Origin of the sequence: Stappia sediminis, assembly GCF_009826895.1 — a bacterium.
GTDB lineage: Bacteria > Pseudomonadota > Alphaproteobacteria > Rhizobiales > Stappiaceae > Hongsoonwoonella > Hongsoonwoonella sediminis.
The window spans coordinates 915,560-937,579 of the sequence record NZ_WUMV01000003.1 but is presented as its reverse complement, the minus strand read 5'-3'; the positions used below and the strand labels follow the sequence as shown (position 1 = coordinate 937,579).

Genomic DNA, 22,020 nt, shown 5'->3' with positions numbered 1-22,020 from the left:
GAGAGGGGATTCGCCCGTTTCAAACGCTCGAAACTCAAAGATGGCCCATCATCTGATTCGACACCGAGTCCAATTCCCAACCGGCCGCGCTTCCGCGGCCGGTCCACATGAACGGGCGATCAGCCGTAGTTATAGTCCAGCGCACGGGCGTTCATCTGCCCGTTATCGGCATAGACCATGTAGTCGGCGATCGAATTGCGGTAGGCGAGGAAGCTTTCCGTGATGCGGCGCACCAGTTCGTCCTCGTCGCCGCGAAGATCGGCGATCACCTCGCCAGCGGCATTGCCCATCGCCACGATGACGTCGTCGGGAAGCTTCTTCACCTGCACGCCCTGCTCGGCGACGAGCTTCTGAAGCGCAAGCGCGTGCTTCGTCGAATATTCCGTCCAGACGGGGTTGTAGAGCGACTGGGCGGCCATCGCGACCGCTTCCTTCAGGTCGTCGGGAAGCGCGTCGTAGGCGGCCTTGTTGACGGCGCATTCCTCAGCCGACGAAGGCTCGCCGACGCCCGGCCAATAGTAGTTCTTGGCGACCTGATAGAAGCCCAGCGCGGAATCCGTCCACGGGCCGATGAACTCGCCCGCGTCCAGCGCGCCGGATTGCAGCGCCTGGAACATGTCGCGCCCGCCCATCGCCTGAACGGCCATGCCGAGCTTGGAGCACATTTCCGAAGCAAGGCCGGTGGTGCGGAAACGCAGGCCCTTGAGGTCGTCGACGGAGTTGATTTCCGTGCGGAACCAGCCCTGCCACTGCGGGCCGGAATTGCCGCAAAGGAAAGGCTTCAGGCCGAAGCGTCCGTACATCTCGTCGTAAAGCTCCTGCCCGCCACCATGAGCGAGCCAGCCCACCTGCTCGTCGGCGCGAAGGCCGAAGGGCTGCGAGCCGAACAGCAGGATGCCCTTGGACTTGGAGCCCCAATAGGCGGGAACCGCGTGGTAAAGCTCGGCGGTACCTTCCGAAACGGCGTCGAACACGCCGTTGCCCGGCACGAGTTCGCCGGCGGCATAAAGCTCGACGACGATGCGGCCGCCGGAAAGAGCGGTAATGCGGTCCGCCAGCATCTGCGCGGCAACACCCGGGCCCGGCAGGTTCTTCGGCCATGCCGTCACCATCTTCCAGCGGCGTACGTCCTGGGCGACCGCGGGCGCGGCCAGCGTGGAGGCGGCGGCGGCAGCCGCGGTGCCGACAGCGGCTGATTTCAGGAACTCACGTCTCTTCATTGCAGGTCTCTCCTCTGGTTTTTCGAGACTTCGGGTTTTGTTAAAATCAATTGCCCAGGATCGCGGGCAGGCGAAGGCCCTTCTCGCGGGCGCAGTCGAGCGCGATGTCGTAACCGGCGTCCGCATGGCGCATGACGCCGGTCGCCGGGTCGTTCCACAAGACACGCTCGACGCGCCGCGCGGCATCTTCCGTGCCGTCGCAGCAGATCACCATGCCGGAGTGCTGGGAAAAGCCCATGCCGACGCCGCCACCGTGGTGCAGGCTGACCCATGTGGCGCCCGAGGCGCAGTTCAGCAGCGCATTCAGGAGCGGCCAGTCGGAAACGGCGTCAGACCCGTCCTTCATGGCTTCCGTTTCGCGGTTCGGCGAGGCGACGGAGCCTGAATCGAGATGGTCGCGGCCGATGACGACCGGCGCCTTCAATTCGCCCTTCGCCACCATCTCGTTGAAGGCAAGGCCGAGGCGATGCCTGTCGCCGAGACCGACCCAGCAGATGCGCGCCGGCAGACCCTGGAAGGAGATGCGCTCGCGCGCCATGTCGAGCCAGTTGTGCAGGTGCTTGTTGTCGGGCAGCAGCTCCTTCACCTTCTCGTCCGTCCGGTAGATATCCTCCGGATCGCCGGAAAGGGCGGCCCAGCGGAACGGGCCGATGCCCCGGCAGAAAAGCGGGCGGATATAGGCCGGCACGAAGCCGGGGAAGGCGAAGGCGCGCTCGAAGCCCTCTTCCTGCGCGACCTGGCGGATGTTGTTGCCGTAGTCGAGGGTCGGAACGCCGGCGTCCCAGAAGGCCACCATCGCCTCCACATGCTCGCGCATGGAGGCGCGCGCCGCCTTTTCGACGGCCTTCGGATCGCTCTCGCGCTTCTCGTTCCACTGGGCGAGCGTCCAGCCCTTCGGAAGATAGCCGTTCAGCGGATCGTGAGCCGAGGTCTGGTCGGTGACGATATCCGGATGCACGCCGCGCCTGACGAGTTCGGGGAAAATCTCGGCTGCATTGCCGAGCAGGCCGACGGACTTTGCCTCGCCCGCGCTTGTCCAGCGCTCGATCATCTCCAGCGCCTCGTCGAGCGTTTCCGCCTTGTCGTCGAGGTAGCGTGTGCGCAGGCGGAAATCGATGGAATCCGGATTGCATTCCACCGCCAGGCAGCAGGCGCCGGCCATGACGGCCGCAAGCGGCTGCGCCCCGCCCATACCGCCGAGGCCGGCTGTCAGTATCCATTTGCCCTTGAGGTTGCCGTCGTAATGCTGGCGCCCGGCCTCCACGAAGGTCTCGTAAGTGCCCTGCACGATGCCTTGCGAGCCGATGTAGATCCAGGACCCCGCCGTCATCTGGCCGTACATCATCAGCCCGACCTTATCGAGCTTGTTGAAGTGGTCCCAGTTCGCCCAATGCGGCACGAGGTTGGAATTGGCGATGAGAACGCGCGGCGCGTCCTTGTGCGTGCGGAAAACGCCGACGGGCTTGCCGGACTGCACCAGCAGCGTCTCGTCTTCCTCAAGCGATTTCAGCGTCGCGGCGATCCGGTCGAAATCGTCCCAGGTGCGCGCGGCACGCCCGATGCCACCGTAGACGACAAGCTCATGCGGCTTTTCGGCAACCTCCGGGTCGAGGTTGTTCATGAGCATGCGCAGCGGCGCTTCGGTCATCCAGGATTTGGCTGAAATTTCCGATCCCCGGTCGGCGCGAACGGTGCGAATGTTGTGACGCGGGTTGGTCATGGCGAATGTCCTTCAGTTTCCAAGCTTGCCGTCGAGCGCCAGACGCTCCAGACGGTGCAGGATTTCGGAGAGATGCGGGCGCAGGCGGTGCGCCTTGTCGTTCGAGTAGTGAAAGGGCGTATCCTCGGTTTCGAGGTAGGTGGACTGGGCAAGCTCCATCTGGATGGCGTGAACGCCCTCGTCGGGCCGGCCATAGTGGCGCGTCGTCCAGCCACCCTTGAAGCGTCCGTTCAGCACGCTCGTGTAGGCATGCGCCTTGCTGCAAATCTCGGCAACGGTTTCCTCGACGATCGGCGCGCAGGTCTTTCCCTCGTTGGTGCCGATGTTGAAGTCGGGCAGCGTTCCCTCGAACAGGAAGGGGATGTTCGAACGAATGGAGTGGCAATCGTAGAGGATCGCCACGCCGTGCATTTCCTTCACCCTGTCGATCTGGCTTTTCAGCGCCTTGTGGTAAGGCTCGTGAAACAGGCGCAGGCGTTCTTCGGTTTCCGCCGGGCCCGGCACCTCGCCTTCCGTCCAGATCGGCTCGCCGTCGAAATCGGTGACGGGAACGAGACCGGTGGTATTCTGCCCCGGATAAAGGCTTGCGCCTTCCGGATCGCGGTTCGCATCGATCACATAGCGGTGGAAGGTGGCGCGCACCGTCGTCGCCTCCGGCAGGAGGCCGGCATAGAGGCGGTCGATATGCCAGTCGGTATCGGCCATCGTGTGCCCGCGAAGGTTCAGCCGCCTCATCAGCGAACGCGGAATATCGATGCCCGTGTGCGGCAGGGCCAGGACGACCGGCGAAGAACCCTCGACGACTTCGACTGCACTCATGCCCTTCCCTCCCCTTCGTCGAGCGCCGGCAGGATGCCCGGCGAAATGCATGCCGCAAGCCGCCCGCTGGCGACGAGTTCGCCCGCGCGCTCCAGGTCTCCTGCAAGATAGCGGTCCTTTTCGAGGCGCGGCACCGCCTTGCGGATTTCAAAGAGCGCGTTCAAAAGCTCCGGGCTCGTCCTGAGCGGCGCGCGAAACTCCACGCCTTGAGCCGCCGTCAGCGCCTCGATGCCGATGATACGCGCCAGATTATCGGTCATGGCGAGAAGCCGGCGCGCGCCATGGCAGGCCATGGAGACATGGTCTTCCTGGTTGGCGGACGTCGGCGTGGAATCGATGGAGGCGGGAGCCGCACGCTGCTTGTTTTCCGACATGAGCGCCGCCGAGGTGACCTCCGCGATCATGAGGCCGGAGTTCAACCCCGGTTCGGGCGTCAGGAACGCCGGCAGGCCGAAGCTCAGGGCCGGATCGACCAGCAGTGCGATACGCCGCTGCGAGATCGAGCCGATTTCGGCGACCGCCAGCGCGATCTGGTCGGCGGCGAAGGCAACCGGTTCCGCGTGAAAGTTGCCGCCCGAGACCACCGAACCGTCGGAAAGGACCAGAGGGTTGTCCGTTACCGCATTCGCCTCGCGCCGAAGCGTGCCCGCCGCCTGTCGCAGAAGGTCGAGACAGGCCCCGTCCACCTGCGGCTGGCAGCGGATGCAGTAAGGGTCCTGCACGCGCTCGTCGCCCTCGCGGTGGCTTTCGCGGATTTCGGAACCTTCCATCAGCGCGCGAAGCGCCTGCGCCGCCTCGATCTGGCCGGGCTGGCCGCGAAGCTCGTGGATTTCCGGACGGAAGGGCGCGGCGGACCCCATCGCCGCATCGGTGGAGAGCGATCCGGTGACGAGCGCCGAAGTTGCGGCACGAAACGCCTTGAATAGTCCCGCCAGCGCAAGTGCGGTCGAGACCTGCGTCCCGTTGATGAGCGCAAGGCCTTCCTTCGCCAGAAGCACGATCGGCTTGAGCCCCGCGCGTTCGAGAGCGGCTGCACCCGGCATACGCTCTCCGGCGAAGAAGGCCTCGCCCTCGCCGATCATCACCGCCGTCATATGGGCAAGCGGGGCGAGATCGCCCGACGCCCCCACCGAGCCCTGCGCCGGGATCATCGGCGTGATGCCCTTTTCCAGCAGCGCCTCGATCTGTTCGACGACCGTCCAGCGCACGCCGGATGCGCCGTGGCCAAGCGACAGGAGCTTCAGCGCCATCGTCAGGCGCACGATTTCCGGTGCAAGCGGATCGCCCACGCCCGAGCAATGCGACAGGATGAGATTTCGCTGCAGCGTCTCGACATCCTTTGCCGGAATGCGCACGCTCGCAAGCTTGCCGAAGCCGGTGTTGACGCCATAAACGGGCTCGTCGCCCGCCGCGACTTCGGCGATGCGCCGCGCACCTGCGTCGACCGCCGCCCGGCATGCCGCATCGAACTTCACAGGACCCGCTTCGCGGTAGATCCGTTCAAGCTGGGCAAGTCCTGTCTTTCCGGGTTGAAGCGTTTCCATCACGCCGTGCCTCCGAAATAACGCCGATAGAGCGGATTGAAGCCGATCCGGTAGGAAAGTTCCGCCGGCTCGCGAATGTTCCAGATGGCGAGATCGGCGCGCTTTCCCGCCTCGATGGTGCCGATCTCGTCGGAAAGTCCAAGCGCCTTCGCCCCGTTTCGCGTAACGCCGGCCAGCGCCTCCTCCGGCGTCATGTGAAAGAGCGTCGCGGCCATGTTCATGGCGAGAAGCAGCGACGTCATCGGCGAGGAGCCGGGGTTGCTGTCGGTCGCGACGGCGATTGGAACGCCCGCCTCGCGCAACGCCTCCACCGGGGGAAGCTGCGTCTCGCGCAGCGTGTAGAACGCGCCGGGAAGAAGCACTGCGACGGTTCCGGCCCCGGCCATCGCCTCGATGTCGCCCCGGTCGAGATACTCGAGATGATCGGCGGAGAGCGCGCCGTAGGAAGCGGCAAGCTTCGCCCCGCCGAGGTTCGAAAGCTGCTCGGCATGCAGCTTTACCGGCAGGCCAAGCATCACCGCACGGTCGAAGACATGGGCGATTTCTGCCGGAGAAAAGGCAATCCCCTCGCAAAAGCCGTCGACGGCGTCGATCAGCCCTTCGTTCCTGCCCCGGTCCATGCCGGGCAGAACGACCTCATCGAGATATTCATGCGGCCGGTCCCTGTATTCCGCAGGCACGGCATGGGCTGCGAGATAGGTCGTTTTCAGCCTGAAGTCGCGTGCATCCCCAAGCCGCTTCGCCGCACGAAGCATCTTGATCTCGTCATCGATCGAAAGGCCGTAGCCGGATTTGATCTCGACGGTGGTGACGCCCTCGGCGATCAGCGCGTCCAACCTCGGCAAGCTCTGGGCGACCAGATCGTCTTCGCTTGCGGCGCGCGTTGCCGAAACGGTGGAGACGATGCCGCCACCGGCCCTTGCGATCTCTTCGTAGGACGCGCCTTCAAGGCGCATCTCGAATTCCTTCGCCCGGTCGCCGCCATGGACGAGATGCGTGTGGCAATCGACGAGACCGGGCGTCACGACGCGACCTTCCAGCGTTTCACCGGGCCAATCGGCAAACCGCGCCGGCAGGTCGGCGCGGGCGCCTGCCCAGGCGATGCGCTCGCCTTCCAGCGCGATCGCGGCATCCTCGACAAGGCCATAGGGGCTGGTCCCCTCGACCATCGTGGCGGCGCGGCAATCGACTAAGAGACGCTGAGTCACTTTCCCCTCCCGGCAAACCCTAATGGGTGGTGCCCTGACTAAAATATGTATATACATAATTGTCAATCACAAAGAATAGGCGCACAATCGTGGGACCGTGTTGAGGGACGAAAAGCCATGAAGATTCACGCCGACCACGCGCTGCTGCCATCCGGCTGGGCCCGCGACTGCATGGTCGAAATCGCCTCCGATGGGCGCATTTCCAGGATCGGCGACGGTCCGGACAGGGCGCCCGCACGCCGCGTGGGCGTGCTTTTGCCGGCACCGGCCAACCTTCACAGTCACGCCTTCCAGCGTGCGCTGGCAGGCCTGACGGAGCGGCGCGGCGAAGGCGCGCGCGACAGCTTCTGGACGTGGCGCGAGCTCATGTACCGCTTTCTGGAACATCTGACGCCCGACGACATGGAGGCGATCGCCGCCCTCGTTCAGATGGAGATGCTGGAGGCAGGCTACGCATCCGTCGGCGAATTCCACTACGTCCACAATGCGCCGGGCGGCGGCACGTACGACAATCCGGCCGAGACCTCGCTCAGGATCATGGCGGCGACTATCGAAACGGGCATCGGCCTCACTCACCTGCCGGTTCTTTACGAGCGCGGCGGCGTCGACGGGCGCCCCCTTGAAGGCGGCCAGCTTCGTTTTCGCAATTCTCTCGACGGTTTCGACGGACTGATCGGCATTTGCGGCGAAATGCTCTCCAGCCTGCCCGCCGACGCCCGCCTCGGCGTCGCCCCGCACTCGCTGCGCGCTGTTTCCCGGCAAGATCTCGCCGCCGTCTGCGGCCTCCTCGACGGTGGCCCGGTACATATTCATATCGCCGAACAGACGGCGGAGGTCGAGGCGGTGGAAGCTGCCTACGGTGCGCGCCCCGTCGCCTGGCTTCTTGAAAACATGCCGGTCGACGAGCGCTGGTGCCTGATCCACGCAACCCACATGAGCGACAATGAAACCCGCGCCATGGCGGAAAGCGGCGCGGTAACGGGGCTCTGCCCGATAACCGAATCCAACCTCGGCGACGGCATATTCAACGGCAGGACCTTCCTCGAATCCGGAGGCGCATTCGGCATAGGATCGGATTCAAACGTGCGCATCAGCTTGGCCGAAGAACTCAGAACGCTCGAATATTCGCAGCGCCTTGGCGAACGCGCCCGCGCCGTTCTGGCGGAAAGCGGAAAGTCCGTGGGCCGCACTCTGCTGGAGCGCGTTGCCAAAGGTGGCGCGCAGGCTCTGGCGCGCGATTCCGGTGAGATCGCTGAAGGAAAGCTTGCCGATCTCGTAGCGCTCGATGCCACCGATCTCGCACTCGACGGGCTTTCTGGCGATGCGATCGTCGATGCCTTCATCTTCGCCGCCGACGATAGCCTCATCACCGATGTCTGGTCCGCCGGACGCCACATGGTGCAGGGAGGGCGGCACATCCGCCGCGAGGCGATAGAGGGGCGCGCGCGCGTCGTGCTGAAGCGGCTGCGCGAGAGCCTTTGAGGCTCTGGCATTGCGCACCGGGGCCGGATAGAAATTCGGAACGAACAATCTGTTTCCGCATAAGGACCTGAAATGCCCGGCCCGCTCTCGCATATCCGCGTTCTCGATCTTTCCCGCGTGCTCGCCGGCCCCTGGGCGACCCAGACATTCGCCGACATGGGCGCGCAGGTCATCAAGATAGAGCGGCCGAAAACGGGCGACGATACCCGTAACTGGGGTCCCTATTTCCTGCATGACCCGGCCGGTGACCGCACCGGCGAAAGCGCCTATTTCCTCTCCGCCAACCGGGGCAAGAAGTCGATTGCAGTCGATATCGCCAGCGAGGAAGGCCGCAGGCTCGTCGTCGAGCTTGCGAAGAATTGCGACGTTCTCGTCGAGAACTACAAGGTCGGGGGCCTGAAGAAATACGGCCTCGACTATGAAAGCCTGAAATCCGTCAATCCGGGCCTCATCTATTGCTCGATCACCGGTTTCGGCCAGAACGGGCCATACGCCAACCGGGCCGGCTACGATTTCATGATCCAGGCCATGGGCGGGCTGATGTCGGTCACGGGCGAGGCCGACGACAAGCCGGGCGGCGGCCCGCAAAAGGCGGGCGTCGCGCTCTCCGACATCATGACCGGGCTTTATTCGGCGATCGCCGTGATCGGTGCCCTCGTGCACCGGGAGCGTACCGGCGAAGGCCAGTATATCGACATGGCGCTCTTGGACGTTCAGGTCGCCACGCTCGCCAACCAGGCGACAAGCTATCTCGTCTCGCGCGAAGTGCCGAAGCGCTACGGCAACGCTCATATGAGCATCGTACCCTATCAAGCCTTCGCCACGAAGGACGGGCACATGATCCTTGCCGTCGGCAACGATACGCAGTTCGACCGTTTCTGCGACGTGGCGGGCTGCCCGGAAATCGCGAAGGACGAGCGCTATTGCACAAACCTGAAGCGTCTCGACCACCGCGAGGAACTCGTGCCGATGCTTTCCGAAATTATCGAGAGTCGCACGACGGACGACTGGATTTCAGCGCTTGAAGCGGTCGGCGTTCCCTGTGGGCCGATCAACACCATCGACCAGGTTTTCGAAAACCCGCAGGTGAAGGCGCGGCAGCTTGAACTCAACTTGCCGCATATCGACGGCGGCACGGCACCGGGTGTGAGAAACCCGATCCGCTATTCGAAGACGCCCGTTTCCTGCGACACCGCCCCGCCCGCGCTCGGCCAGCACACGCAAGAGGTTCTCAAGAGCGTGCTCGGGCTTTCGGATGAGGAAATCATCGCGCTGGAAGCCTCGGGTGCGATTGAGCAGAGGAAAGCGAAGGGCGGTTAGGCGATCGCTTGATATTATGCACCGATGCGGATCTTGCCGCGAGCATGGTCTTTCGTTTCGGATATCCGGATATCGAGATCAGCTCCCAGTTCGACCAATATCCTCACCAGCCGATCGATCGAAAAGCCTTTCAGGCTCCCGCGCAGGATAGCGGACATTTTCGCCTGATCCGTTCCGACCAAACGCGCAGCCTGCATTTGGGTCAAACCACGCTCATGAACGATACGCGCGATGGCTGAAGCAATACCGATCTTAAGCTCATCCTGCGCAGAGAGCTCAACCCCAATATCGGCAAACACGTCACCGCTGCCGACGGTGAATTCTTCAGTCATGCTGTCTTCCGGTTTCGCGCTCATATGCCCTCTTCCTTGTCAGCAGCATTATTCAAGGAGTTTCGATAATGGTTTTCAGCCTTCCTTAAACGAGCTTTGATGAGATCGAGTTCTTTCTTTGGCGTGCTGATGCCGCTCTTCGACTTTTTCTGAAACGCGTGGAGCACATAAACGATGTCCCCGAATTTCACGGTATAGACGGAACGGTAAGTGTCCGTCCTGTAGTCGGCGACGATCTCCAATACTCCCGCCCCTCCGAATCCAACCATAGGGGTAGCGGATATCGCCTTTCCTCCTTCTTGGGACTGATGAGCAAATCCTATCTCACGCTTCACATCCTCGGGAAATGCTCTGATCGTTTTCTGGCTCTCCCCCACCCAGATAACCGGCTTACGCCTCAATAACTTGGCCCTCGAAATTCTTTATCTTCCAATGTTAAAGACTATGCCATATCTGGCTTAGAAAATCAAGCCAGATATGGCATATTTCATATTTCCCCTTAGCGAAAGCCCGCTCAGGCCGCGATTCCCTGCGCACCAAGCGCATCCTTGATAGCGCCGTCGAGCGTGTCGACGATTTCATCAACGTGGGAATCCTCGATGATGAAGGGCGGCGCGACGAGGATATGATCGCCACGCTTTCCATCGATCGTTCCGCCGAACGGGTAGCACATGAGGCCGCGCGCGAACGCCGCTTTCTTGATCGCGGCGTTGATCTTGAGCGAGGGGTCGAAGGGTTCCTTCGTCTCTCGGTCGGCGACCAGTTCGATACCCCGGAAAAGCCCGCGCCCGCGCAGATCGCCGACGTGCGGATTCTGGCCGAAGCGCTCTTGAAGGGCAGTTTCCAGCTTGCCGCCCATCTCGCGGCACCGCTCCAGAAGCCCGTCATCGACAAGGCGCGAGAGCACCGCCCCACCGGCGGCGGCAGCCGTCGGGTGCCCGATATAGCTGTGGCCGTGCTGGAAGAAGCCCGTACCTTCCTCGATCGTCTCGTAGATCTGTTTCGTGCAGAGCATTGCGCCGATCGGCTGATAACCGGCACCCAATCCCTTGGCGATGCAAAGAATATCCGGCGCGATCCCGTCCGCCTCGCAGGCATAGAGATAGCCCGTGCGGCCCATGCCGCACATCACTTCGTCGAGAATCAGCAGCACGCCGTATTTGTCGCAGATCTCACGGATGCGCTTGAAATACCCCGGAACGGCGGTAACCGCGCCCATGGTCGCGCCAACCACAGGTTCGGCAATGAAGGCCGCGACCGTATCCGGCCCCTGTTTCAGGATTTCAGCTTCCAGCGCATTGGCGACGCGCAGGCCGTAGTCCTCCAGGCTTTCACCATCCCGCTGGCCGCGATAGGCGTAGCATGGGTCGATGTGCGACATCTCCACCAGAAGCGGGCCGAAGGGCTCGCGCCGCCACATGTTTCCCCCGGCGGACAAAGCGCCGAGCGTATTGCCATGATAGCTCTGCAGGCGGGCGATGATGCGCGCGCGTTTTCCCTCGCCCCGCTCCAGGTGATACTGGCGGGCAAGCTTGATCGCCGCTTCCGTCGCTTCCGAGCCGCCGGAGACGAGATAGACCCTGTCGAGATCGCCCGGCGCGAATTCCGCCAACCTGTCGGCCAGCGCTTCCGCGGAATCGCTCGTGAAGAAACCGGTATGGGCGAAGGCGATCTTGTCGAGCTGATCCTTGATCGCTTTCGTCACCTTCTCGTCGGAATGCCCGAGACAGTCGATCGCCGCCCCGCCGGCATCGAAATAGCGCTTTCCGGTCTCGTCGACGATGTAGCAACCGTCGCCCTTTTTGGCGCGCGGCGGGCGCATGGCGGTGTGGCGGGGGAAGATATGGGACATAAGACAGGCTCCTGGATCGACCGATCCAATTATGGCCGACGCGGCATCATCCGCACCGTAATTTTCGTGAGGTTCGCATGGAAGCAACTGCGGGGGGATAATTTCAAGGGGTAATCGAACTCTGTCATGTCACTAAAAGTGGAGCTGAATGGAAAAACCCCGTTTACAACCGACTTGGGCACACTCTTCACCCTCACCCGGCGCATGCGCGCCTTCCCTCTCCCTTCGAGGGAGAGGTGATGAGAGATGTGGCATATACTTGGCGGATCTCAAGGCATTCCTTGATTGCCAAAACGTTTGGTATCCGGTGCTGAACGTGCCGTATTCGCCCCCTCTCCCTCGAAGGGAGAGGGCTGGGGTGAGGGTGATAACCGAATTTGGTTTGCGCCCTCGCTCTACTTCTTCCGTTTCATCGCCGCTGCAAGGGCGGCTGCCATCGCGCCGTCGCCCTGCGGCGTATCGCGCCGGTTGCCCCCGCCTTGAGACTTGGCGCCCTGCGGTTTGCCGCCCTGCGGTTTGCCACGCGGGGCGTTGTTTCTGGGCGGTGGCGTTTCGCCCCGCTCGCGTCCGCGCGCCTCGCCGCCGTCCTTTTTCATGGAAAGGCCGATGCGCTTGCGTTTGATGTCGACCTCCATCACCCGTACGCGCACGATATCGCCCGCCTTCACGACCGTATGCGGGTCGGAGATGAAACGGTCGGCAAGCTGCGAGACATGGACCAGCCCGTCCTGATGGACGCCGATATCGACGAATGCGCCGAAGTTGGTGACATTGGTGACCGTCCCTTCCAGCGCCATGCCGGGCTTCAGATCCGCCATCGTCTCCACGCCTTCCTGGAAGGTCGCGGTCTTGAATTCGGGCCTCGGGTCGCGGCCCGGTTTTTCCAGTTCCGTCAGAATGTCCTTCACCGTCGGCAGGCCGAATTTGTCGTCGGTGAATTCTTGCGGATCAAGCGCCTTCAGAACAGATGCATTGCCCATCACGTCCTTCAGCGGTCGCCCGCAAGCCTTCACGATCCGCTCGGCAACAGGGTAGGCCTCCGGGTGAACGGATGATTGATCGAGCGGGTTGTCGCCGCCCACGATCCGCAGGAAGCCGGCGCATTGCTCGAACGCCTTGGGCCCAAGGCGCGGCACCGCCAGAAGCTCTTTACGCGAGCGGAACGCGCCCACCTCGTCGCGGCGGGTGACGATGGCGCCGGCAAGCGTTTCCGACAGCCCTGAAATCCGCGACAGAAGCGCTGCGGATGCCGTGTTGAGATCGACGCCGACGGCATTCACCGCGTCTTCGACGACGGCATCGAGCGAACGGGCGAGCTTCGTCTGGTTGACGTCGTGCTGGTATTGGCCGACGCCGATGGACTTCGGCTCGATCTTCACGAGTTCGGCAAGCGGATCCTGAAGCCGCCGCGCGATCGACGCCGCGCCCCTCAGCGAAACGTCGACATCCGGCATTTCCTTTGCCGCCAAGGCACTTGCCGAATAGACGGAAGCGCCCGCCTCGTTGACGATGACCTTGACGGGGCGTTGATCCGCCGGGATTTCCTTCAAAAGGTCGGCGGCGAGCTTGTCCGTCTCGCGGCTTGCCGTGCCGTTGCCGATGGCAATCAGCCCGACCCTGTGCTTCGCCACCAGCGCCTTCAGCACGGCGAGCGAACCCATGACGTCGTTCTTCGGCTGGAAAGGATAGATCGTCGCGGTATCGACAAGCTTGCCGGTGGCGTCGACGGCTGCGACCTTCACGCCCGTCCTGACACCCGGATCGAGGCCGAGCACTGCCTTGGCGCCGGCAGGTGCGGCAAGCAGCAAATCCTTCAGATTTCGCGCGAAAACCTTGATCGCCTCTTCTTCAGAGCGCTCGCGCAGCATGTTCATGAGTTCGAGTTCGAGATGCAGCGCGATCTTCACCCGCCAGGCGAAACGGGCGACATCGCCGAGCCATTTGTCGGCCGCCCGGCCCCGATCCTCGATCCCGGTCGCCTCCATCACCATGCGCTCGGCCGGCTTGACCGGCGACGGATCGTCGGCATCGGCCACGAGCTCAAGCGCCAGCATGCCCTCGTTCCGCCCCCTCAGGAGCGCCAGCGCCCGGTGCGAGGGGATATCCGACCATTTTTCTTCGTAAGCGAAGTAGTCGGAGAATTTCGCACCCGCCTCCTCCTGGCCTTCGACCACGCGGGAACGGACCACCGCTTTCTTCAGAAGATATTCCCGCAAGCGGCCGACAAGGGCGGCATCTTCGGCAAAACGCTCCATGAGGATCTGGCGCGCGCCGTCGAGGGAACTTTTGGCGTCCGGAAATCCCTTTTCCGCGTCGAGAAATGCCTCCGCGGATTTCTCAGGATTAATCGACGGATCGGCGAGGAGCATATCGGCGAGCGGCTCCAGCCCGGCCTCGCGCGCAATCTGCGCTTTCGTGCGCCGCTTCTTGCGGAAGGGCAGATAGAGGTCCTCAAGTGCGGCCTTCGTGTCGGCGGAAGCGATCTTTCCCGCAAGATCGTCGTCGAGCTTGCCCTGCTCCTCGATGGATTTGAGGATCGCGGTCCGGCGATCCTCCATCTCGCGAAGATAGATCAGCCGCTCTTCCAGCATCCGGAGTTGCGTGTCATCGAGCCCGCCTGTCGCTTCCTTCCGGTAGCGCGCGACGAAGGGCACGGTCGAGCCTTCGTCGAGAAGCTGAACTGTGGCGGAAACCTGTGCCGGTTTGCAGCCGATTTCATCCGCGATGCGCCTTGCGATGCGAAGCGCCACCTCGGGCGGAAGAGCGGAAGCCTTGGGCGAGGGCGAAGGCTGGGAGGCGAAACTATCGATATCGGTCATCTGAGGCTCTGAAATTCGGCGGATGGCAGCATAAACCGTTCTTGAAGAGCGGGAAGATACGCCTGCCGGCGCGGCGGAAAAAGGGCGAAAGGAAAGATGCTCACAACACGATGAAACGACTGCGCTTCACCGCACGACGACGATGCTTTCCGCCGCCCGCGTCACCGCCGTATAGAGCCAGCGCTCGCGATGCTCACGGAAGGCGTAGCTTTCATCGAACAGCACCACCTGATCCCATTGCGAACCTTGCGCCTTGTGGACGGTGAGCGCGTATCCATAGTCGAACTCATCCGCCCGGCGGCGGATGGCATAGGGAATCTGGTCGCCGCCTTCCTCGAACATCGCCGGCAGAACCTTGACCTTGGTGTCCGACTTTGAGCCCGTATCGTCTTCCGGCTTGATGTCGAAGCGCAGGGTATTGCCCTTGGAGGCGCGAAGGCGCGTAACCGTCCACAAGCCGCCGTTCAGCAAGCCCTTGGCCTTGTCGTTTCTCAGGCACACCAACTTGTCGCCGACCGCGGGCATAGGCGTCGTGAAGCCCTTCAACTGACGGATGCGGGCATTATAGAGCCTGCGCGTGCGGTTCGTTCCGACGAGAACCTGGTCGGACGCAAGGATCGTCTCTGCGTCGATCTCCTTGCGCGGAATGATGCGGCTTTCGCCGTAAGCTCCGTAATCGAGCGTGCCGCCCTCGCGGATGGTCATGGACATTCGCACGATCGGATTATCACGCGCCTGTCGGTGAACTTCCGTCAGCATCACGTCGGGTTCCGCTTCGGTAAAATAACCGCCGCCCTTGACCGGGGGGAGCTGCGCCGGATCGCCCAGAACCAGTACCGGCTTGCCGAACGACAGCAGATCGCGGCCAAGGTCCTCATCCACCATGGAGCATTCGTCGATGACGATGAGATCGGACTTCGCGGCAACGCTTTCCCGGTTCAGGGAAAAGGTCGGCCCGGAATCCTCGTCGTCGTCATCTTCCTTTCGACCACGCGGACGATAGATCATCGCGTGGATGGTCGAGGCATCCGTGCAACCCTTCTGGCGCAGCACATGCGCGGCCTTGCCGGTGAAGGCGCCGAAAGCCACGCTCCCATCCATGCCTTCGGCCAGGTGGCGGGCGAGCGTCGTCTTGCCCGTTCCGGCATAGCCGAAGAGGCGGAAAACCTGCGTGTCACCCCGTTTCAGCCAGCGCGCGGTCTCATCCAGGGCTTCTTCCTGCTGGCGCGACCAATCCATTTCTGTTCCTAATCCGTTCCGGTCAATGGATTGATAGCTGATTCCGCGCTTAAGCGAAGCCCCTGCCGAAAATTTGAGTGCATCACGAGGAAGGTCGGGGAAAGTGCGTGACGCCGGTGCCGGCAACCTGAAAGCCGGTCATATAGGGGTCGCGCTCGTCAAGCGTGATCGTGCTGGTGCCAGTCTTGTAGGCACTGCCCGTCACGGTCGGCACGATTGCGCGCCTATTGCCGACCGTGATTTCGGATTTCACCCCACCAACGAAAAGGGAATTGATGATGCTTTCATGCACGAAGGTATCGCCGACCTTGAGCCTGCCCTTCGCGTGAAGCTGCGCCATGCGGGCGGACGTTCCCGTGCCGCAGGGGCTGCGGTCGATCGCCTTGTCGCCGTAGAAGACGGCGTTTCTGGCGTCCGCCCCGTTCACCGTCGCAGGGCCCGTCCACATGATGTGGGAGATACCGCGAATGCGCTCGTTCTCCGGGTGAACGATTTCATAAGCCGCATTGAGCGCCGAACGCAGTTTCGGGCTTGCGGCCAGAAGGTCGCCGACATCGACCGAACCGACACCCGCAAATTCGCCCTGCGGTTCGACGATCGCATAGAAATTTCCGCCATAGGCGACATCGACCGTCAACGGACCGAAGGTTTCGCATTCGATTTCGAGGTTTTCCGCAGCCAGAAACGAGGCGACGTTTGTGAGCGTCACCGAGGTTACGGTGTCGCCGTCCTGCTCGTAGTCGGCGATGACGAGGCCTGCAGGCGTCTCCAGCCTCAGGCTTCCGGGCACCTTGGGTGTAACGAGCCCCTCCTCCACCGCCATGGTGACGGTGCCGATGGTCCCGTGCCCGCACATGGGCAAACAGCCGGAAGTCTCGATATAGAGCACGCCTGTGTCGCAATCCTCCCGCGTCGGCGAATAAAGAAGCGCGCCCGACATCATGTCGTGACCGCGCGGCTCATACATGAGGCCCGTGCGGATCCAGTCGAAATTCTCCAGGAAATGCTGGCGACGCTCGAACATCGACGCGCCTTCGAGACGCGGACCGCCGCCCGCGACAAGGCGCACCGGATTGCCGCAGGTGTGACCGTCGATGCAGAAGAATGTGTGACGCGCCATCAATTCGACCTCGGTTTCAAAAACGGTTTGCCCGATAGGGCGCGATATCGACCGGCGGCTCCTCGCCCGCGATCAGACTTGCGAGGATTTCGGCGGTCGCGGCGGCCTGCGTCAAGCCATGATGGGCGTGGCCGAAGGCGTAAAACACATTGGAGCCCCCGCTTGCCCGCGAAATGACCGGCAGACTGTCAGGGATCGACGGGCGAAAGCCCATCCAGCGCTCGCCGTGATCGGCATTGAGGTTCGGCGCGATGCGTTTGGCTCGCGCAACGAGCGCATCGACGCGCTGCCAGTTCGGCGCGGCTTTCAACCCGCCGAATTCCACAGCGCCGCCGATGCGAAGACCGCGTGCGATCGGCGACATGACGAAGCCATATCCGGGCAGCATGATGAAACGGCGAAAGGAAACGCCCGGCACCGGCACGGTGATATTGTAGCCGCGCTCCGTATCGAGGGGGATATCGTCGCCGAACTCGGCAGCCAACCACTTCGACCATGCCCCGCAGGCAATCACCAGGGCTTCCGTTTTTATGATGTGCCCTTCCTCAAGGCGGACAATCGCCCCTGTCTCCGTTCTTGCAACGGACACCGCCTCCCCCTTCATGATGCTGCCGCCGCGCGCCATCACGTAAGCCGCCAGATCCCGACAGAGTTCATAAGGGTCATCTACATGGAGCCAGCCCGGCAGATAGGCCCCGCCGACGACATCGGAGGAAAGATCCGGCTCCATCTCGCGCAGTTCATCGCCTGAAAGCTCACGCACATCCATCCCGTGATTGCGCTGGCTCTGCCACCCTCCACGGGCTTCGGCGAGCTGGGAAGGCTTGTCGAAAACGTCGAGGCAGCCTTCGTGCCTGACGTGATTGCTCCAGGCCATGCGCTCCCATATCCGCTCCCACGCAGGAAGCGCGAGGCCGTTCAGCGCCGCGATGGCTTGCGTCGATCGCTTCATGGCCGAAGGAGTTGCGGCCTGCATGAAGCGCAGCATCCAGGGCAGAATGTTGAACGCATAGGAAGGGCGTACGGTAAGCGGGCCCAGCGGATCGAGCAGCCAGCCGGGCGCCTTCTTCCAGATGCCGGGTGAGGCAAGCGGGGCAACATCCGTCCAGGCGATTGCGGCGGCATTGCCGCGCGAAGTACCCTCGCCCGGGCCTTCCCGGTCGATCACCGTGACGTCGAACCCGCGATCGATCAGGACGGCCGCGGTTGCAAGGCCGATGATGCCGGCTCCCAGAATGTGAACGGATTGAGGCTTCATGCTTCACACGAACCGGAGAAAACTCGTCTCAAAGGTCGGGCAAAGCGGGACATTCCGCAAGTGCCTTTGAAACAAGGCTTTCGACACATGCATGCTCCACGCCCTTGAGGCTTCGTTCGCGTTGCTTCCGGCCCCGATAATTCGCCGAAAGCAACATCAACAGCGCTGCCTTGCAACACATGGATCCGATCACGGCAATCGCTTCCAGCAAGCCGGAGGCGGCCAGCGAAAAAGCCGATGAACCGATGCGTTTTCTGCACCGGCGGGTGGCTTCCTTATTGGCCACCGCCTGATCGTGGAAGAGAGTCAGAAACGCTACGTCGCAAACATGTGGCGCGTGCGGTTCGCGAATGCGACAAGGGACAGCATCACCGGAACCTCGACCAGAACGCCGACCACGGTCGCGAGCGCAGCCCCGGAGTTCAGGCCGAAAAGGCTGATCGCCACGGCCACCGCCAATTCGAAAAAGTTGGACGTGCCGATAAGGGCTGCGGGTGCGGCGGTCGCGAATGGCACCCGCCACACATACCCCCAGAAATAGGCGATGATGAAGATACCGTAGCTTTGCACCAGGAGCGGTGCCGCGATCAGGGCGATGACGCTCGGCTTGTCGATAATCGTTTGCGCCTGGAAACCGAACAGCAACACCACTGTCGCCAGCAAGCCCATGACCGAGAAGGGTTTCACCTTCGCGGTGAACTCGGCGATACGCTCATGATCGTCCGCCCGGTCCAACGCCCTGCGCGTGAGATAACCGAACGCGAGCGGTATAATGACGTAGAGGACAACAGAGAGGAACAAGGTCTCCCATGGCACAACGATATCGGTCACGCCCAAAAGCAGGGCCGCAATTGGCGCGAAGGCGAAAACCATGATGATATCGTTGATGGAAACCTGTACCAGAGTGTAGTTAGCGTCGCCGCGCACCAACTGGCTCCACACGAACACCATCGCCGTGCAGGGCGCCACGCCGAGAAGGATCATCCCGGCGATGTATTCCTTGGCGCTCTGCGGGTCGACGAACCCCGCGAAAAGATGCTCAAAAAACAGGATGCCGAGGGCAGCCATGGTGAAGGGCTTTACCAGCCAGTTGACGACCAGCGTGATGCACAGCCCCTTGGGTTTCTTGCCGACATCCTTGATCGAGGCGAAATCGACATTGACCATCATCGGGTAAATCATCACCCAGATGAAAACCGCGACGACTAGGTTGACATTGGCGTATTCCAATATGGCGATCGCGGAAAAGACGCGGGGCAAAATAAGGCCCAAACCGACGCCGGCAGCGATGCACAAGGCCACCCACAGGGAGAGGTAGCGCTCGAAAAAACCAAGTGGGGAGTGTTCCGCAGATGCCACGCTTTAACCTCCTGGAATTCTGTCAATATCGCCACCCGCCGGAAACGGCGCCGTAAGAAGACATCGTCAACTAGTCGTCGATCCGGCCGATGATCGACAGTTGCGTCCTGGCATCGTCCGCCGTGAAGACATTGCCGCCCAGAGCAAGCAAGGCCGCGATGCGCCGCTCAAGCCGGTCATAGGCGAGGTTAAAGGCCGCCTCGCCGCCTTCCGCCCCGTCCGCGCCCGCGGGATCGGGAATGCCCCAATGAACGGTGAGCGGATGACCCGGCCAGAACGGGCAGGCCTCACCCGCAGCGGCATCGCAGACGGTGACGATCAAATCCATTTGCGGCGCATCGGGGCTGGAGAAAACCTCCCAGCTCTTCGAGTTCAACCCTGCGACCTCATGACCGCGGCGTTTCAGGCATTCCAGCGCATCCGGATTGACCTGCCCGCGCGGGTGCGAGCCTGCGGAAAATGCCTTGAAACGTCCTTCGCCGAGCCTGTTCAGGATCGCCTCGGCAAGGATCGAACGGGCGGAATTGGCCGTGCAGAGGAAGAGTACGTTTCGAGTTTGCAGGCTCATGCGGTTTTCGTCTTTTCCTCATGTTCGGAGCAACCGGGGCCCTCCATGAACGGTGCGCAGATTTCCGGCCTTCCGCCACAGCAATCAGCCATCAGATAATCGAGCAGGCCACGCATGCGTGCGAAATCCGCCGTGTAACGCAGAACGCGCCCCTCGCGCGTCTGGCGGACCAGGCCGGCGCGTGAAAGGTTCGCAAGATGATTCGAGAGCGTATTCGGCAGAACGCCTAGTTCTTCAGCGACTTCACCCGCAGCAAGCCCAGCCCTGCCCGCCTTTACGAGAAGGCGATAGACATCGAGCCGCGTCTCCTGCCCGAGCGCTGAAAGCGCCGCCAATGCATCGATCTTTTCCATATTTCGCGAATAGCCGAAATATATGACGGTTTCGAGACAGGCGCTTAAATGGATAGCGATACAGAAAAGCCTCCGCCGATAAGGCGGAGGCTTATGCTGGAAATACACGAATCGAACAGAGCTATGCCGCCTTATTCGCAAGCCTTTCACGGATGCTTTCGATATCCGCGCGCGGCGTCGCGGCGAAGAGCGTCTTCGTGTAGCTGTGCTTCGGGTCGGAGAAGACTTCGTCGCGCGTGCCGTATTCCACCGCCTCGCCGAAATACATCACCATCACCTTGTCGGCGATGTAGCGCACGACCGAAAGATCGTGGCTAATAAAGACGTAGGTGAGGTCGAACTCGTCCTGCAGGTCGGCCAGCAGATTCAGGATCTGCGCCTGCACGGAAAGATCCAGCGCGGAAACCGGCTCGTCGAGGACGAGCAGCTTCGGCTGCAGCATAATCGCACGGGCGATGGCAATACGCTGACGTTGGCCACCGGAGAACATGTGCGGATAGCGCCCGTAATGCTCCGGCTTCAGGCCGACCTTTTCCAGCATGGAAAGCGCGAGATCGCGGCGTTCGGCGGCAGGTTTGTCGGAATTGAGCAGAAGCGGCTCTTCCAGAACCGCGCCGATCTTCTGGCGCGGATTGAGCGAACCGTACGGGTTCTGGAAGACGATCTGCACCTTCTGGCGCATCTCCCTGGAGATGTTTCCCTTCGAAATATCGATCGCGGTTCCGTCGATCTCGACAGTGCCCGCGGTCGCGGGATCTATCATGGTCAGAATGCGCGCAAGCGTGGATTTGCCGCAGCCGCTTTCCCCGACGACGGCAAGCGTGGAACCGCGTTCGACATCGAAGCTAACGCCTTTCAAGGCGGAAAGCGTGCTTTCCTTCTTGAACAGGCCGCCTTTGGTTACGTAATCGCGCTTCAGATCGCGGACCTTGAGGATGATGTCGCCGCTCATGCGCTCACCTTTTTGGCTTCGCTTTCAAGGAATTCACGAAAATCGCTCACCGTCGGCAAACGATCGCCGGTGGCGTTTTCGGGAAGCGCGGACAAAAGCGCCTTCGTGTAAGGATGCTTCGGGCTTTCGAAAAGGGTGAGCACGTCGGATTCTTCCATCTGGCGGCCCTGATATTGCACGACCACGCGGTCAGCCGTTTCCGCGACCACGCCCATGTCGTGCGTGATCATGATCAGGCCCATGCCGCTTTCTTCCTGAAGCTTCAACAGAAGATCGAGGATCTGTTTCTGGATCGTAACGTCGAGTGCGGTCGTCGGTTCGTCAGCGATCAGAAGCTTCGGCTGGCAGGCGATGGCCATGGCGATCATCACGCGCTGGCACTGGCCGCCCGACATCTGGTGCGGGAAGCTCGACAGCCTTCCCTTCGGCTCGGGGATGCCGACCGCCTCCAAAAGTTCGATCACGCGCCTGGAACGATCGGATGAAGAAAGGTCCGTGTGAACCTTCAAAGCCTCGCCGATCTGGAAGCCGACCGTGAAGCAAGGATTGAGGCTTGCGATCGGCTCCTGGAAGATCATCGAAATGTCCTTGCCGATCACCTGACGGCGGTCGGTGGCGGACAGCTTCGTGATATCCCGGCCCTCGAATTCCATCTTGTCGACGGTCACGGTCGCCGTATCGGGCAGGAGCCCCATGAGCGCCAGCATGGCAACCGACTTGCCCGAGCCGCTCTCTCCGACGATCGCCAGCACCTCACCGGAATCGACCGTGTAGTCCACACCGTCGAGCGCCTTGAAGGGACCGGACGCCGTTTCGAACTCGACCTTAAGATTGCGAATTTCAAGAAGAGGCATG

The 22,020-nt window shown here is 62.2% G+C and carries 19 protein-coding genes; 2 read left to right on the top strand and 17 right to left on the bottom strand.

The window, feature by feature from the left end; genetic code table 11:
- Positions 1 to 119 precede the first annotated feature (119 nt).
- From GR183_RS11195 to hutI, 5 genes are read right to left on the bottom strand one after another with little or no spacing between them, the layout of a single operon-like run.
- Positions 120 to 1,220 carry a TRAP transporter substrate-binding protein gene (locus tag GR183_RS11195; RefSeq protein WP_160775644.1) on the bottom strand — a complete coding sequence of 367 codons (1,101 nt, stop codon included), beginning with the start codon at positions 1,218 to 1,220 and terminating at the stop codon, positions 120 to 122.
- A 46-nt stretch (positions 1,221 to 1,266) separates the two neighbouring features.
- Positions 1,267 to 2,940: a urocanate hydratase gene (hutU, locus tag GR183_RS11190; RefSeq protein ID WP_160775643.1), complete on the bottom strand. Its 1,674-nt coding sequence runs from the start codon at positions 2,938 to 2,940 to the stop codon at positions 1,267 to 1,269.
- Between the two features lie 12 nt (positions 2,941 to 2,952).
- Complete coding sequence (gene hutG / locus GR183_RS11185) at positions 2,953 to 3,759, bottom strand: N-formylglutamate deformylase (RefSeq protein ID WP_160775642.1); 807 nt, start codon at positions 3,757 to 3,759, stop codon at positions 2,953 to 2,955.
- Positions 3,756 to 5,303 carry a histidine ammonia-lyase gene (gene hutH / locus GR183_RS11180; protein ID WP_160775641.1) on the bottom strand — a complete coding sequence of 516 codons (1,548 nt, stop codon included), beginning with the start codon at positions 5,301 to 5,303 and terminating at the stop codon, positions 3,756 to 3,758. Before hutH ends, hutG begins: the two co-directional genes overlap by 4 nt.
- Positions 5,303 to 6,472, bottom strand: coding sequence for an imidazolonepropionase (gene hutI, locus GR183_RS11175; protein ID WP_244313714.1), 1,170 nt, complete (start codon positions 6,470 to 6,472; stop codon positions 5,303 to 5,305). Before hutI ends, hutH begins: the two co-directional genes overlap by 1 nt.
- A 156-nt stretch (positions 6,473 to 6,628) precedes the next feature.
- Between hutI and GR183_RS11170 the strand changes: the two genes are divergently transcribed.
- Positions 6,629 to 7,993 carry a formimidoylglutamate deiminase gene (locus GR183_RS11170; protein WP_160775639.1) on the top strand — a complete coding sequence of 455 codons (1,365 nt, stop codon included), beginning with the start codon at positions 6,629 to 6,631 and terminating at the stop codon, positions 7,991 to 7,993.
- A 72-nt stretch (positions 7,994 to 8,065) separates the two neighbouring features.
- Positions 8,066 to 9,313, top strand: coding sequence for a CaiB/BaiF CoA transferase family protein (locus tag GR183_RS11165; RefSeq protein ID WP_160775638.1), 1,248 nt, complete (start codon positions 8,066 to 8,068; stop codon positions 9,311 to 9,313).
- A gap of 14 nt (positions 9,314 to 9,327) precedes the next feature.
- Here the strand turns inward: GR183_RS11165 and GR183_RS11160 are convergent, their stop codons facing one another.
- The 12 genes from GR183_RS11160 to GR183_RS11105 all read right to left on the bottom strand — a co-directional run bounded on the left by GR183_RS11160 (position 9,328) and on the right by GR183_RS11105 (position 22,019).
- The gene (locus tag GR183_RS11160; protein WP_202395990.1) at positions 9,328 to 9,669 is read right to left on the bottom strand and encodes a helix-turn-helix domain-containing protein; all 342 of its coding nucleotides are present in this window, start codon (positions 9,667 to 9,669) and stop codon (positions 9,328 to 9,330) included.
- Entirely contained in the window at positions 9,666 to 10,046 is a 381-nt protein-coding gene (locus tag GR183_RS11155; protein ID WP_202395989.1) for a type II toxin-antitoxin system RelE/ParE family toxin, read from the bottom strand. The genes GR183_RS11160 and GR183_RS11155 overlap by 4 nt, the downstream gene beginning before the upstream one ends.
- 113 nt (positions 10,047 to 10,159) lie before the next feature.
- Positions 10,160 to 11,497, bottom strand: a complete 1,338-nt coding sequence (locus GR183_RS11150; RefSeq protein WP_160775637.1) for an aspartate aminotransferase family protein — start codon at positions 11,495 to 11,497, stop codon at positions 10,160 to 10,162.
- Between the two features lie 395 nt (positions 11,498 to 11,892).
- Positions 11,893 to 14,316 carry a Tex family protein gene (locus GR183_RS11145; RefSeq protein ID WP_160775636.1) on the bottom strand — a complete coding sequence of 808 codons (2,424 nt, stop codon included), beginning with the start codon at positions 14,314 to 14,316 and terminating at the stop codon, positions 11,893 to 11,895.
- 126 nt (positions 14,317 to 14,442) lie between these two features.
- Complete coding sequence (locus GR183_RS11140; protein WP_160775635.1) at positions 14,443 to 15,555, bottom strand: ATP-dependent DNA helicase; 1,113 nt, start codon at positions 15,553 to 15,555, stop codon at positions 14,443 to 14,445.
- 82 nt (positions 15,556 to 15,637) lie between these two features.
- Complete coding sequence (locus GR183_RS11135; protein WP_160775634.1) at positions 15,638 to 16,675, bottom strand: 4-hydroxyproline epimerase; 1,038 nt, start codon at positions 16,673 to 16,675, stop codon at positions 15,638 to 15,640.
- Between the two features lie 16 nt (positions 16,676 to 16,691).
- Positions 16,692 to 17,933 (bottom strand): NAD(P)/FAD-dependent oxidoreductase, encoded by a 1,242-nt coding sequence (locus tag GR183_RS11130; RefSeq protein WP_160775633.1) that lies wholly within the window; start codon positions 17,931 to 17,933, stop codon positions 16,692 to 16,694.
- A 315-nt stretch (positions 17,934 to 18,248) separates the two neighbouring features.
- Positions 18,249 to 19,292, bottom strand: a complete 1,044-nt coding sequence (gene arsB / locus GR183_RS11125; protein ID WP_160775632.1) for an ACR3 family arsenite efflux transporter — start codon at positions 19,290 to 19,292, stop codon at positions 18,249 to 18,251.
- A 70-nt stretch (positions 19,293 to 19,362) separates the two neighbouring features.
- Entirely contained in the window at positions 19,363 to 19,860 is a 498-nt protein-coding gene (locus GR183_RS11120; RefSeq protein WP_160775631.1) for an arsenate reductase ArsC, read from the bottom strand.
- Complete coding sequence (locus GR183_RS11115; RefSeq protein WP_160775630.1) at positions 19,857 to 20,213, bottom strand: ArsR/SmtB family transcription factor; 357 nt, start codon at positions 20,211 to 20,213, stop codon at positions 19,857 to 19,859. Before GR183_RS11115 ends, GR183_RS11120 begins: the two co-directional genes overlap by 4 nt.
- A gap of 121 nt (positions 20,214 to 20,334) precedes the next feature.
- Complete coding sequence (locus GR183_RS11110; RefSeq protein ID WP_160775629.1) at positions 20,335 to 21,165, bottom strand: dipeptide ABC transporter ATP-binding protein; 831 nt, start codon at positions 21,163 to 21,165, stop codon at positions 20,335 to 20,337.
- Positions 21,162 to 22,019: an ABC transporter ATP-binding protein gene (locus GR183_RS11105; protein WP_160775628.1), complete on the bottom strand. Its 858-nt coding sequence runs from the start codon at positions 22,017 to 22,019 to the stop codon at positions 21,162 to 21,164. Before GR183_RS11105 ends, GR183_RS11110 begins: the two co-directional genes overlap by 4 nt.
- Position 22,020: the final 1 nt, after the last annotated feature.